At 69.6% G+C, this 13,366-nt stretch carries 11 protein-coding genes and 1 tRNA gene; 2 read left to right on the top strand and 10 right to left on the bottom strand.

The annotated features are described in order from the left end of the window. Positions 1-25: 25 nt before the first annotated feature. From BR31_RS0107350 to BR31_RS0107330, 5 genes are all read right to left on the bottom strand, one after another. Entirely contained in the window at positions 26-514 is a 489-nt protein-coding gene (locus tag BR31_RS0107350) for a hypothetical protein (protein ID WP_027500394.1), read from the bottom strand. Then, entirely contained in the window at positions 504-1,013 is a 510-nt protein-coding gene (locus BR31_RS0107345) for a hypothetical protein (protein ID WP_156042387.1), read from the bottom strand. The genes BR31_RS0107350 and BR31_RS0107345 overlap by 11 nt, the downstream gene beginning before the upstream one ends. Next, entirely contained in the window at positions 1,013-1,504 is a 492-nt protein-coding gene (gene lpqV, locus BR31_RS30475) for a lipoprotein LpqV (protein WP_156042386.1), read from the bottom strand. Before lpqV ends, BR31_RS0107345 begins: the two co-directional genes overlap by 1 nt. Positions 1,505-1,750: 246 nt before the next feature. Beyond that, positions 1,751-1,823: transfer RNA gene (locus BR31_RS0107335), tRNA-Thr, on the bottom strand. A 69-nt stretch (positions 1,824-1,892) separates the two neighbouring features. After that, a complete protein-coding gene (locus BR31_RS0107330; protein WP_027500392.1) occupies positions 1,893-3,086 on the bottom strand; it encodes a DNA polymerase III subunit delta' in 1,194 nt (397 codons plus the stop codon). A gap of 90 nt (positions 3,087-3,176) precedes the next feature. On the opposite strand from BR31_RS0107330, the gene BR31_RS0107325 reads away from it, so the two are divergent. Then, complete coding sequence (locus tag BR31_RS0107325) at positions 3,177-3,566, top strand: VOC family protein (protein ID WP_027500391.1); 390 nt, start codon at positions 3,177-3,179, stop codon at positions 3,564-3,566. Here BR31_RS0107325 and BR31_RS27750 read toward each other — a convergent pair. From BR31_RS27750 to BR31_RS0107305, 4 genes are all read right to left on the bottom strand, one after another. Next, complete coding sequence (locus BR31_RS27750) at positions 3,503-4,246, bottom strand: helix-turn-helix domain-containing protein (RefSeq protein WP_037175869.1); 744 nt, start codon at positions 4,244-4,246, stop codon at positions 3,503-3,505. The genes BR31_RS0107325 and BR31_RS27750 overlap by 64 nt on opposite strands. Before the next feature lie 29 nt (positions 4,247-4,275). Beyond that, entirely contained in the window at positions 4,276-7,191 is a 2,916-nt protein-coding gene (gene topA, locus BR31_RS0107315) for a type I DNA topoisomerase (protein WP_027500390.1), read from the bottom strand. A 102-nt stretch (positions 7,192-7,293) separates the two neighbouring features. After that, positions 7,294-7,878, bottom strand: a complete 585-nt coding sequence (locus tag BR31_RS0107310; RefSeq protein WP_027500389.1) for a hypothetical protein — start codon at positions 7,876-7,878, stop codon at positions 7,294-7,296. 138 nt (positions 7,879-8,016) lie between these two features. Next, the gene (locus tag BR31_RS0107305) at positions 8,017-8,220 is read right to left on the bottom strand and encodes a cold-shock protein (RefSeq protein ID WP_005248460.1); all 204 of its coding nucleotides are present in this window, start codon (positions 8,218-8,220) and stop codon (positions 8,017-8,019) included. 388 nt (positions 8,221-8,608) lie between these two features. On the opposite strand from BR31_RS0107305, the gene BR31_RS0107300 reads away from it, so the two are divergent. Next, the gene (locus tag BR31_RS0107300) at positions 8,609-10,942 is read left to right on the top strand and encodes a DEAD/DEAH box helicase (protein ID WP_027500388.1); all 2,334 of its coding nucleotides are present in this window, start codon (positions 8,609-8,611) and stop codon (positions 10,940-10,942) included. Here BR31_RS0107300 and BR31_RS0107295 read toward each other — a convergent pair. Beyond that, positions 10,939-13,356, bottom strand: coding sequence for a lysylphosphatidylglycerol synthase domain-containing protein (locus BR31_RS0107295; RefSeq protein WP_027500387.1), 2,418 nt, complete (start codon positions 13,354-13,356; stop codon positions 10,939-10,941). The two genes, BR31_RS0107300 and BR31_RS0107295, sit on opposite strands and share 4 nt — an antisense overlap. Positions 13,357-13,366 lie beyond the last annotated feature (10 nt).

Genomic DNA, 13,366 nt, shown 5'->3' with positions numbered 1-13,366 from the left:
ATCTGGAGCTGGGTGCGCCGACCCACTAGCTGGCGGCAGCCGCTGCCAGTGTCTTGGTTCGGGCCATGGCGACGGCCTCGGAGACTGAACGCGTGTCCGCACTGAGCGCTCCCGCCCTCCGGAGGTCGATCATCGGTTTCACGGCTTCCGCGGCCGACCAGATCGCTTCTGCGAACTGGGGCTCACTGCCCCGCTTCGGGATCCGGTACGGCGCGGCCCCCATGTGCTGATGATCCTTGCGCCAAACGTAGGCGACGCGATCCCTCAGCCGGGTCCTGATTCCTTCGAGCAACCCAACGTCGTTGGGGGTCTCGAACACCGACTGGGCCTCGTCTGTCGTGAGGTGGACGAAGACGCCAAACTGCTCTGGAAAGTCCTCGTGGAAGATCCAAAGGAGCCGGGCACCCGAAGTGATTTTCGACAGGGTCACCGACGGAATGCCATCCCAATGCTGGAGGATTGTCGGCCGCTGTTTGGCAGGTTCGCCCACCCAGCGCGCAATCTCAGGCAGCATCTTCGATTCCCACTCGCTCGAGTTCGATTTCTTCCAGTCTGACACGGGTGGGCTCTGACCACCAGGAACGATGTGCCTGCTCGAAAATCAGCATGTCTTTCCTGTCGGGGTACGGTGCGGAAATCTCTTCCATGTCCCCGTAGACACTGACGTGCTCCGGGATATTCGCGGTGGGCGTCCGCATCGCGAAGTAGTTGTTTTCGTAGAGGTGGTCCGCGAGGAAGTACCGAGCAGCGTCGCGCAAACGCTTAGCCGCCGGTGCGGTCATACGGCGAACTCGCCGCCAAGCATCCTCGACCTCAAGGCGGCCTTCGATCATCGACACGTCCACCTCGACCCACGGGTCATGTGACATCGAGCGCCATTTGGGTGTCTCGGCGAACTTGAAGGTGCCGTCAGCGCGCCTGGTCCCGACGTGCGTGACGATCGTCCCTAGCGGGACGATCGTCACACTGCGAACCTGCGGGTCGTCCCAGCGGGGCTGCTGTTCCTCTGACATCAGCATTCCCCGCGCGCAGCCGCGTTGACAGCAGCAATCACGTCCGCGTGCATCTGCGGCGTCCCGTTTGCCCACACCTCGGGCGAGTTGGGATCCATGCCGAACTCGGACGGGTCCGACTGCAGCACCTGCAGCATGCTCTCGGCGTTCAACTCGGGGGTGCCACCCTCGAGCATCGCGAGCCACACCGCGGCCTCCTGGCACGTCTGGTTGAACTCGGGCCCCGAAATGTTCGGCGGCACGTTGACCGACGTAGTCACCCCGGCGGGTGACACCCCGTACAGGCCGCCTGCGGCCTCTGGCTTGACGGTCATCGTGGCGTCCCCTTCGACCTCGCGCTGCAGCTTCGCGCGCGCCTCGTCGACGCCTGGCATCGCGGCGGTCGGCGTCGCGCCTTGGGTACTGACAACCTCTGTCGGGCCGTCCCCGCCCGACGAGCACCCGACGAGCAAGACGGCCGCAGCCGCGGCGACAAGGACGGTTCTCTTCATGCTCGTATCCATACCAGACGAGACCGGTCGGATTCTGTAGGTTCATCCCCTGTGCGGCCAGCTCCCAGAGTGCCCGTCACCTGGCATCCGCAGTTTCCGCATGTCAGCCCAGCCGAATCTGTTCCGGATCCGTTCCGCCGCAGCTCCGGAGCACGGTTCCCCACCTGGGCGTTTGTGTCCCCACCCTCCCTGCCCCGGAATGCAGAAATCCCCAGGTGATTCATGCTCTCACCTGGGGATTCGCCGAGCCGCCTAAGAGAATCGAACTCTTGACCTTTTCATTACGAGTGAAATGCTCTACCGACTGAGCTAAGGCGGCGTGCCCGACCTCGCGGTCGAGCCAGAGGGAGTCTAGCGGCTCACCCCGCGGATGCGAAAACGGCCCCCACTACTTCAGCTCGGCACCCAGCTTGGCGACCATCGCGGCCACCGCGAACCGGGGCTTGACGTTGATCGAGAGCGCCTCGCGGCACTCGAGCACCGCCTCCACACACCGCAGCAGCGCCTCGGGGCTGCCCGCCGCGGCCATCTTCCTGACCTGGTCCGCCTTGTCCGGGTGGTTCGGCTGCGCCCCCGACCCGAGCGCGACCGCCAGCGCGTCCCGGTACAGCCCCGCCAGGTCCATCAGGGCACGATCGAGGCTGTCTCGGCCGGTCCTGGTGGCCCGCGACTTCTGCCTGCGCTCGAGGTCCTTGAGCGCCCCGGCCGACCCGCGCAGCGCGCCGGCAGCCCCCTTGCCGGTCCCGCCCGCGCCGAGAGCGGTGCGCAGTTCCTCGGTCTCGCGTTCGTCGCGGGCCGCGCTCATCTCCTTGGCCTCGGCCTCCGCGGCCCGGACCAGCTCGTCGGCCGCGGCGTATCCGGTGGCCGGGCGGGTCGCCGCGGAGGCGATGCCCAGTGCCTGGCCGCGCCGCGTTCGGGCCTCCTCGTCCGTCGCCAGCCGTCGGGCCCTGCCGACGTGGCCGCCGCTGATCGAGGCGGCCAGCAGCGCGGTCTCGGCGTCGAGCTGATCGCGCTCGCGCAGCACCCCGGCGATCGCCTCCACAGAAGGAGTCACCAGCGCCACGTGCCTGCACCGGGACCGCAACGTCACCGAGATGTCCTGCGGGTCCACCGAGGGCGCGCACAGCAGGAACACGGTCCGCGCCGGCGGCTCCTCGACGACCTTGAGCAGCGCGTTGGCCGCGCCCTCGGTCAGCCGGTCCGCGTCCTCGATCACCACCACCTGCCAGCGCCCGGTACTGGGGCGACGCGACGCGGTCTGCACGATGCCGCGCATCTCCGCGACGCTGATGCTCAGCCCCTCGGGGATCACCCGGCGCACGTCGCCGTGGGTGCCTGCCATCGTGGTGGTGCAGGCGTGGCATCGCCCGCATCCGGGTTCGCCCTCGTCAGTGCACTGCAGCGCGGCCGCAAAACACAGCGCCGCGACGGAGCGGCCGGAGCCGGGCGGCCCGGTGAACAGCCAGGAGTGCGTCATCAGCGAACCCGCCGATTCGGCGCCGCCCCTTGCCGCCCTCGCGGCACCGGTCAGCTCCACCTCGACGTGCTCCTGGCCGACCAGTCGATCGAATACTCCCGCCACGGGCCGAGCCTATCGGGCGGGGCCGACGCCTCCGGGCGGGCGTCCGAAACGTTCAAGACGGTCCGGGCCGCAGGGAACTACCGTCGCGGCATGACACCTCAGCTCTCGATGATCGGTCTCGCCGTCGCGGACCTGTCCCGATCCTTCGACATCTACCGGCGGCTCGGCTTCGACCTGCCCGCCGATCCCGGCCAGGAGCAACACCACGAGATCACCCTGCCTGGCGGACTGCGGGTGGCCTGGGACACCCTCGAGGTCATCCGTGGCTTCTCCCCCGAATTCGCACCGGGGACCGGTGGCCCCTCGATGGCCTTCGACTGCGGCACGCCCGAGGCGGTCGACGCCAAGTACAGCGAGCTCACCGAGGCCGGCTGCGCCGCGGAGTCCAAGCCGTGGGACGCGTTCTGGGGACAGCGCTACGCGGTCGTCAGGGACCCGGACGGCCACGGTATCGAACTGTTCTCGGCCCTGCCCGGCTGACCGAGGAGCCCGGTCATGGAGGCCCCGGCCAGCGCCCGGACCTCCCTGGCCAGGTGTGCATGATCGCTGAAGCCCGCCTCGGCCGCGACCCTGGCGAGCGGGACGCCCGCGCGGGCGAGCCCGAGTGCGCGGTCGAAGCGGAGCACCCTGGCCAGCGTCTTCGGGCCGTACCCGAATGCGGACAAGGACTTTCGGTGCAGGCGGCGTTCGCTCCAGCCCACGTCCGCGGCGACCTGCGCCACCGGGACACCGCGGGCCAGCCGCGCCGCGATCGCGGTCTCGACGGGTCGCCCGACCCCGTCGAGACGGTCGCGTGCCACCGTACTGATCGCCCGCAGCGGATCCGCCTCGGCGGCATGGAAGAGCCTGCGCACCATCGCATCCGGCCACAGCTGCTCCAACGGCACCCGAATGTCGCGCAGCTCGTCGGCGCGGACGCCGAACACGTGCGGACCGACGCCTGGCGCGAACCGCAGTCCGATCGCCCTGGCACCAGCGGCGGTGGTGCGGTGCGCCCGGGTGTCCGGGCCTGCCACCAGCAGCCCGCCGCAGTGCCAGATCAGATCCATGCACCCGTCGGGCAGGACCAGGGTGCCCTCGTCCTGCTGCGGGTGGGGCCCGGCGATCACCGACCAGGCGACCGCCCCCGGAACCTCCGCGCGCAGTTCCCGATACGCCACCTCGGCTACACCACCTCAGCGCCGGCCGGTCAGGACTTCTTCGCTGCAGCCTTCTTCGCGACCGCCTTGGCCGGCGCCTTCTTGGCCGCGGTCTTCTTCGCAGCGGCCTTCTTGGCGGGCGCCTTCTTCGCGGCCGCCTTCTTCTTCACCGGCCCACGCGCGCGCCGGTCGGCGAGCAGCTCCGAGGCGCGCTCGTCGGTGATGGTCGCGACATCGTCGTCCTTGCGCAGGCTCGCGTTCGTCTCGCCGTCGGTGACGTACGGACCGAAGCGGCCGTCCTTGATCACCATCGGCTTGTCCGTCGCCGAGTCCTTGCCGAGCTCACGCAGCGGCGGGGTCGCCGCACCCGTGCGGCCCCGGCGCTTGGGCTCCGCGTAGATCTTCAGCGCCTCCTCGAGGGTCACCGTGAACATCTGCTCCTCGTTCTCCAGCGAACGAGAATCGGTGCCCTTCTTCAGGTACGGGCCGTAACGCCCGTTCTGCGCGGTGATCTCTTCCTTCGACTCCGGGTCGACGCCGACCACGCGCGGCAGCGAGAGCAGCCGCAGCGCGTCCTCGAGCGTCACCGTCGCCACGTCCATGCTCTTGAGCAGCGAGCCGGTCCGCGGCTTCGGGCCCGCGGCCTTCTTGGCGGTCTTCTTCGCGGCGGCCTTCTTCGCGGGCGCCTTGGTCGTGACGGCGCCCTCCCCCTCGGCCGTGACCGGCACGATATCCGGCTCGGGTTCGGGTTCCGGCTCGGGCAGGATCTCGGTCACGTACGGACCGAAACGCCCCTCCTTCGCGACGATCTCGTGCCCGGTGAGCGGGTCGACGCCGAGCTTGCGACCGTCCTGCGGGGTGGCGAACAGCTTCTCCGCGTACTCGGGCGACAGCTCGTCCGGGGGCAGGTCGTCGGGCAGATTCGCGCGCTGCGAGACCGGATCCCCATCGGGGTCATCGGGATTGACGACCATGCGCTCGAGGTACGGCCCGAACCGGCCGACCCGCACCACGACGTCGCGGCCCTCGGAATCGGCGAACAACCGGATCGAGTTCACCTCGCGGGCATCGATGTCCTCGAGATTGGTACCGACCATCTTCTTCAGTCCGCCGGAGCGCGCGACCGAACCCTCGGCGCCGCGCTCGCCACCGAAGTAGAAGCTGGACAACCAGTTTCCGCGCTGCTCGCGACCACCGGCGATCTCGTCGAGGTCGTCCTCCATGCCCGCCGTGAAGTCGAAGTCGACCAGCCTGCCGAAATGCGCCTCCAGCAGCCCGATCACGGCGAACGCCACCCAGGACGGCACAAGGGCACTGCCGCGCTTGTAGACGTAGCCGCGGTCCAGGATCGTCTTGATGATCGACGAGTACGTCGACGGGCGACCGATGCCCAGCTCCTCGAGGGCCTTGATCAGGCTGGCCTCGGTGTAGCGGGCGGGCGGGTTCGTCGTGTGACCGTCCGGATCCAGCTTGGTGGCGGTGACCGCCTGCCCGGCGACGAGCACCGGCAGCCGCGACTCGGCGTCGTCGGACTGGCCGCCCGCCTCCTCGTCGACGCTCTCGACGTATGCCTTGAGGAAGCCCGCGAAGGTGATGGTGCGGCCGGACGCGGAGAAGGTGCACTCCTCGCCGGTGCCTGCGGTGCCGGTGATCCGCAGCGTCAGGGTGGTGCCGCGCGCGTCGGCCATCTGCGAGGCCACGGTGCGCTGCCAGATCAGCTCGTAGAGCTTGAACTCGTCGGCGGCCAGCTGCGAGTGCAGCTGCCCCGGGGTGGCGAAGACGTCGCCTGCGGGGCGGATCGCCTCGTGCGCCTCCTGCGCGTTCTTGACCTTGCGGGTGTACTGCCGCGGCGACGGGCTGACGTACTCGGCGCCGTACAGCTCGGTGGCCTGCGCCCTCGCCGCGGAGATCGCCGACGCCGACAGCGTGGTCGAGTCGGTACGCATGTAGGTGATGTGGCCGTTCTCGTACAGCCGCTGCGCGGTCCGCATGGTGCGCTCGGAAGTGAAGCGCAGTTTGCGTGCCGCCTCCTGCTGCAGCGTCGAGGTCATGAACGGCGCGTACGGCTTGCGGGTGTACGGCTTGTCCTCGGCGGACGAGACGGTGAGGTCGGTGCCGTGCAGCGCCTCGGCGAGGCGGCGGGCGTAGCCCTCGTCCAGCACCGTGACGCCGGTCGACTTCAGCTGGCCGTCGGCCCCGAAATCGCGGCCGGCGGCCACGCGGCTGCCGTCGACACTGACCAGGCGCGCGCCGAAGCTGCGCGGGTTCGCCTCGGCGCCCGCGTCGAGGGTGGCGGAGATGTCCCAGTACTCGGCGGACCGGAAGGCCATCCGCTCGCGTTCGCGCTGCACGATGACGCGGGTCGCCACCGACTGCACGCGGCCTGCCGACAGCTTCGGCATGACCTTCTTCCACAGCACCGGGCTGACCTCGTAGCCGTAGAGGCGGTCGAGGATGCGCCGGGTCTCCTGCGCGTCCACCAGGTCCTGGTCGAGGTCGCGGGTGTCCTGCGCCGCGGCCAGGATGGCGGGCTTGGTGATCTCGTGGAAGACCATCCGGCGGACCGGGATCTTCGGCTTCAGTGTCTCGAGCAGGTGCCAGGCGATGGCCTCGCCCTCGCGGTCGGGGTCGGTGGCGAGGTAGAGCTCGTCGGCGTCCTTGAGCAGGCTCTTGAGCTCGGCGACCTTGGTCTTCTTGTCCGGGCTCACCACGTACAGCGGCTCGAAGTCGTGGTCGACGTTGACGCCGAGCCGGGCCCACGGCTCACCCTTGTACTTGGCAGGCACGTCCGCCGCGCCCCGCGGGAGGTCGCGAATATGGCCGACCGAGGCCTCGACGACGTAGTTCTTGCCCAGGTAGGGGGCAATTTTCCTGGCCTTGGTCGGCGACTCGACGATCACGAGACGGCGCGTCTGGTCGGCTGTGGCGGGGCTGTCGCCCGCCGTGTCCTTCTCCCGAGCTGCCACCTTGCTGCCTGCACCTTCCTCGACTCGAAACGGCGATCACTTCAGTAACAGAGTGACACATCCGCGAGACCATCCTTGCAGATCAATCCCGTGTCGACTGTTCTACACCTGCGGCCAGGCCTCGCGCGCCTCCTGCCGGTCAGGGGCCTGGCCGATGTTCTCGACCAGCCGCATCAGCCGCTTGTGCCCGACGATCCTGAGCCCGGGGCCCGCTCCGCGGGTGCCGATGAGGGTGGGGGCGATCCCGGCCCGCATCAGCGATTGGGCGAGCACCGGGTGGGTGTCGGGGGCGTGCGGGTCGAGCCCGAGCACGAACCGATCGCCCTCACCCTCGGACCTGCCCGCGGCCAGTACCCAGGCCCGCAGGGCGCGCGAGTCCGGGATCCAGCCGACGGGCACCGCCTTGACCGCACCCTTGGTCCATTGGGCCGCGAGCGCGGCCAGCTCGGGCACCGATGCGGTGCGGACCAGCGGGCTGCCCTCATCGGATCGGGTGATCTCGGCGGCCAGCCCGGTCTCCTCGATCAGCTCGGCGACGGCGTCGGCCCGCCACGAGGCGTCGACCACGACCGAGACCCTGGCCCGGCCGGCGGCGACGGAGACCTGCCCCTGCGCGGCCAGCAGCCCGCTCAGGTCCGATACCGCGGGCGGCACCGCCTCCGCGGAGAAGAAGGACAGCTGGTTCACAAGAGGGACAGTAGGACAATCCGGCCGCCCCGCCCGCGCTGACACGGCAGGCCGCGCGGAGCCCGGCGGGAAACGACTCGTCCCCCACCACCTCACGGCGCTGGGGGACGAGATGATCCGTCTCGAGGAACGAATGAATCAGACCGCGCGAACGCCGGTGGCCTGGGGACCCTTGGTGCCCTGACCGACCTCGAACTCGACGCGCTGGTTCTCCTCGAGCGTGCGGAAACCGCTGCCCTGAATCTCGGAGTAGTGGACGAAGACGTCAGCGGAGCCGTCCTCGGGGGCGATGAAGCCAAAGCCCTTCTCCGCGTTGAACCACTTCACAGTGCCCTGTGCCATACTTTTCCTTCACTTTCTAACACCGGATTCGGTGAACAGCAGTCAACAGTCCACCGGGCCGGTTCCGACCGCTGTACCGCTGATTTCCCCCTCAGGAAAAGCATCGCCACCGCGCTCGCAACATCGATCCTGCGAGCGCGTACACGAACACAGAAGCTGCGACCACTTATAAGTCAATCATGGTTCGCGCGATGGCAACAGTCGAAATCCAAACAATGGTCGTAAAGAAATGATCTTGTATCCGACGGCGCGTCGGTAACCACTCTATTGGACGCTCGTCAAGTATTGGTAAGGGCCGCACAGTGTTAAACACATCCCGGCAAGTACCATCAAAACCGCAGGTGAACGGGCACGTGTACGCGGCCGACCAACGAACTCGGAGTTATCAGTGAGCCAACCGGCCGCCGCAGCAAGCTACGGGCAGTCGCTGCTCGATCGGGTGCTCGCAGGCACCCCGCACGGCGAAGATCCGCTAACGCACGTGGCGGAACTGCCCGCCCGCGAGTCCCGGTTCACGCAATGGCCATCGTGGATTCACCCCGATGTCGTCGATGCCATGCGCGGCAACGGAATCCCGCTGCCGTGGACACACCAGGAGGCCGCCGCCTCGCTCGCCGTGGCAGGCACGCACGTGGTGGTCGCCACCGGCACCGCATCCGGCAAATCACTGGCATACCAGCTGCCCATCCTCACCGCCCTCGCCGAGGACCCGCGCGCAACCGCCCTCTACCTCGCCCCGACCAAGGCCCTCGGGGCCGACCAGATCCGGTCCACCATCGCGCTGACCGAGCAGGCCGAATCGCTCGCGACCGTCTACCCCAACGCTTTTGACGGCGACACCCCGACAGAGGTGCGTCAGTGGGTGCGGGCCAACTCGCGCTGGATCTTCACCAACCCGGACATGCTGCACATCGGCATGCTGCGCTCACACCAGCGCTGGGCCCATTTCTTCCGGAACCTGCGCTACGTCGTGATCGACGAATGTCACTCCTACCGAGGAGTTTTCGGCTCGAACGTGGCACTGGTCCTGCGCAGGCTGAAGCGGATCGCCCGTCGCTACGCCGCCGACCCGGTGTTCATCCTCGCCAGCGCCACCACCGCGGCGCCCGGAGCCGCGGCGTCCCGGCTGATCGGCGCGCCCTGCGAGGAGGTCACCGCCGACGGCTCCCCGCACGGCCCGCGGACGGTCGCGCTGTGGGAGCCCCCGCTGATGGCCGAGGTGACCGGCGAGAACGGCGCCCCGGTCCGCCGCGCCGCCGGGTCGGAGGCCGCCCGGATCATGGCCGACCTGATGATCGAGGGCGCCCGCACCCTGACCTTCGTCCGCTCGCGCCGCGGCGCCGAGTTGACCGCGATGGGCACGAAAAGGCTGCTCGCGGAGTCCGCCCCGGACCTGACCGAACGGGTCGCCGCCTACCGGGCCGGCTACCTGGCCGAGGACCGACGCGAGCTGGAGGCCTCGCTCGCGGACGGGACCCTGCTCGGCGCCGCGACCACCAATGCCCTCGAACTCGGGGTCGACATCGCAGGCCTGGACGCGGTGGTGGTCGCGGGATTCCCCGGCACCGTCGCGTCGTTCTGGCAGCAGGCCGGGCGGTCCGGCCGCCGCGGCGAGGGCTCGCTGGTGGTGCTGGTCGCCCGCGACGATCCGCTCGACACGTACCTGGTCCACCACCCGGCCGCGCTGCTGGAGAAACCGGTCGAGGCCACCGTCACCGATCCGTCCAACCCGTACGTGCTCGGCCCCCAGCTGCTGTGTGCGGCGATGGAGCTGCCGCTCAGCGACGCCGAGGTCGAGCAGTTCGGCGCCGTGGACCTGCTCAACGGGCTCGCCGAGCAGGGGCTCATCCGGCGTCGCGCGCACGGCTGGTTCGTCACCGCGGAGTCCAACCCCCATGCGTCGGTGGACATCCGCGGCGGCATCGGCAAGCAGGTCGCCATCGTCGACGCCGAGTCCGGCCGCCTGCTCGGCACCGTCGACGGCGGCCGCGCCCCCGCGACCGCGCACCCGGGGGCAGTGCACCTGCACCAGGGCGAGTCCTTCGTGGTGGACATGCTCGACCTGGAGGAAGGGCTGGCGCTGGTGCACGCCGAGACCCCGGAGTGGAGCACCTCGGCGCGCGAGACCACCGAGATCGTCGTCACCTCCCTCCTCGAGCACGCCGAGCACGGCCCGGTCACGGTGGCGCTGACCGAGGTCGAGGTCACCCACCAGGTGGTCGGCTACCTTCGGCGGCTGCCCTCCGGCGAGGTCCTCGACTCCATCGAGCTCGACATGCCGCCCCAGCGCCTGAACACGCGCGCGGTGATGTACACGGTGACACCGGAACTGATGGAACGGGCAGGCATCACGGCTGACCGGTTCCCTGGCTCGCTGCACGCCGCCGAGCACGCCGCCATCGGACTGCTGCCCCTGGTGGCGACCTGCGACCGCGGCGACATCGGCGGGGTGTCGACGGCGCTGCACCAGGACACCGGGTTGCCGACGGTGTTCGTCTACGACGGCCATCAGGGCGGCGCCGGGTTCGCGGACCGCGGGCACGCCGAGCTGCTGCGCTGGTTGCGCGCCACCAGGGACGCGATCGGGTCCTGCGAGTGCACGGCCGGGTGCCCGTCCTGCGTGCAGTCCCCCAAGTGCGGCAACGGGAACGACCCCCTCGACAAGGACGGCGCGGTCCGGCTGCTGACGGCGGTGGTCGAGGCGCTGAGGGGAACGCGCTAGATGAGGTCGGTCTTCTGCATCCAACGCAGGATCGGCCAGCCGGCGAACACCGGCAACCAGCAGGTGAGCACCCGGTACAGCAGCACCGACGGCACCGCGACGGCGGCTGGCACGCCGAAGGCCGCGAGCCCACCGATCAGCGCCGCCTCGACCGCGCCGACACCGCCTGGGGTCGGGGCGGCGGACGCCAGCGTGCCGCCGATCATCGTCACGATCGTGACGGTGACGAAGCCGACCTCGCCGCCGAACGCCTCGACGCTCGCCCAGAGGGCAAGCGCGGCACCGAGAGTGGTGCCCGCACACCCGCCGACGATCAGCAGGAACCGGCCCGGATCACGGGCGAGGTCGAGCAACTCGGTGCTCACGTCGGCGATCTGGGGGCGCAGCTCGTCGATCAGCCAGCGCCGCAACCTCGGCACGATCATGAAGGCGCCGACCACGCCGAGCAGGACACCGACCACCAGGTAGATGACCGTGGCGTTCGGGATGAAGCCGGACAGGTCCGCGCTCCTGCCCGCCGCGATGCTGAAGAGGATCAGCAGCCCGATGTGGGTGACCACCTGGACGGTCTGCTGCAGCGCGACGGCCGCGGTCGCCCGCACCCCGCCGAGCCCGTTGTGTTGCAGGAACCGCACGCTCAGCGCCAGACCTCCGACCCCAGCAGGCGTGGTGGTGGCCGCGAAGGTGTTGGCGAACTGCATGATCACCAGGTTCTTGAGCCGGACCGACTCCGAGGCGCAGGCCCACAGCGCCACCGCCGTCCCGATGTACTTCGACACCGACACCACAAGGCCGAACAGCGCCCACCACCAGTTCGCGGTCTTCAGCTCGGTGAGGAAGGCCGGTACCTGGCTGACGAACGGGTACGCGACATAGACCAGTCCGATCAGCAGCACCAGCTGGATGATCTGATTCCGGCTGAAGCGGGTGACCTGCTCGGTCTTGATCACCTCGGAGTCGGTCTGGGTCCGGACCTGGTGCCGGGTGGCCGACATCAGTTCGTCCGCGTCCGGCAGCACCCGGCGCAGCCGTTTGGGCATCGCGGACTTGGTCAACCGGCCCGACGCCGCGAGGACCGCGTCCTCGCCCAGCGTCGCGAGCGCCGCCCGCACCGAGGGTTCCGCCCCGAACCGTGCCCCGGTGGTCAGCAGCAACTGGGCGATGTCCGACTCGAGCTGCGCGTCCGACGCACCGACCTCCGCGTGCGCGAAGCCCTCGAAATGCACTCGGTCTCCGCTGATCCGGAGGTTGTCCGGGCGCAGGTCACCGTGTGCGACCTGATTCGCGTGCAGTATCCGGAGGCCGGACCAGGCGGCCTCGAGGTGCTCGGGCTCCGCCTGCTCGAGCGGGGTCCCCGCGGGCACCGAATGCGCGTAGAGCATCCAGCCCCGCTCGAGTGGGGACACCGCGACGGCCAGGCTGGACGAGAGCCCCATCCGTGCCACCGCGGTCGACATCAGCGCCCGGTGCTCGACCGCCCGCCGCAGCGACGCGTACGGCGCAGGCGTCTCCGAGCTCCGGAAGGTGAGCCAGTGCCAGAGCTGGCGGAGGGCGCCCTCGCTGCGCTGGTGCGGCCCGAAGAGCTCGAGGATCACCGCGTCGTCCGCACCCGCCTTCCGGAGATCGACGCCGAGATCGACCTTGCGCCACCCGGGACTGCAGTCCGCGGCGAGCACGAGCGGGCCCGATCCGGTGGGGCTCAGCACCGACAACGCGTCCACCCGCAGACCGCGCCTGCCGAGGATCCGGACCGCGAGATCGACGGGGACCTCCAGCGCGGGCGTGCCGACGAACAGCACCACCAGCGCGCCGATCAGCCACCCGGCGGTCAGCCCCAGCATCGACCGCGCGGGGACGACGGCACTGACGAACAGGTGGATCGGCACGAAGGCCAGCAGCAGCAGCCACCAGATCCGACGCCAGCGGGCGGGCAGCCACGGACCGGACACGGTCAGCATGGCGGCCAGCATGGCGATCCACCGCGGGTCGTCGAGGAACTGCGACACGAAGGTGTCGAGGTGCCCGTCCAGGTCGAGGTGCCACTTCGGCGCGGACACCCCCGTGCCGGTGATGGACAGCGCGACGACGGCGAGCAGTCCCGCGGTTGCGTACCCCGCGAGCAGCTTCCAGCGCCTGCCAAGGACGAGGCCGACCAGAATCGCGAACGGGAGGATCACGATCGCGGCGCCGTACAGCAGGTAGATCCGGGTCGACACCTCCGGCGAGGCGACCCCGATCAGGTCCGACACCGAGTTCTCCACGGCCTCCCAGCGGCCGCGGGTGATCAGCGACGTGGCGATCACCGCGCCCATGCACAGCGCCGCCAGCACGACACGCAGCTGATCATTGGTACGCCGACGCAACGGCTGCAGGAGGCTGCCCTGGACCGGGATCTCTCGTCCGTCGACTCGCATGGGGTGATCG

It is taken from the genome of Rhodococcus sp. UNC363MFTsu5.1 (genome assembly GCF_000686785.1).
Taxonomy (GTDB): domain Bacteria; phylum Actinomycetota; class Actinomycetes; order Mycobacteriales; family Mycobacteriaceae; genus Rhodococcus_G; species Rhodococcus_G maanshanensis.
Note: the sequence above shows the minus strand (reverse complement) of the source record. Positions and strands in the feature narration are given on the sequence as shown.

What these genes read in the sequence shown, in the direction of transcription:
- BR31_RS0107350 (WP_027500394.1), bottom strand. Translation starts at nt 514, where the DNA reads ATGCTGCCTGAGATTGCGCGCTGGGTGGGCGAACCTGCCAAACAGCGG.
- BR31_RS0107345 (WP_156042387.1), bottom strand. Translation starts at nt 1,013, where the DNA reads ATGTCAGAGGAACAGCAGCCCCGCTGGGACGACCCGCAGGTTCGCAGT.
- lpqV (WP_156042386.1), bottom strand. Translation starts at nt 1,504, where the DNA reads ATGAAGAGAACCGTCCTTGTCGCCGCGGCTGCGGCCGTCTTGCTCGTC.
- BR31_RS0107325 (WP_027500391.1), top strand. Translation starts at nt 3,177, where the DNA reads ATGACACCTCAGCTCTCGATGATCGGTCTCGCCGTCGCGGACCTGTCC.
- BR31_RS0107305 (WP_005248460.1), bottom strand. Translation starts at nt 8,220, where the DNA reads ATGGCACAGGGCACTGTGAAGTGGTTCAACGCGGAGAAGGGCTTTGGC.
- BR31_RS0107295 (WP_027500387.1), bottom strand. Translation starts at nt 13,356, where the DNA reads ATGCGAGTCGACGGACGAGAGATCCCGGTCCAGGGCAGCCTCCTGCAG.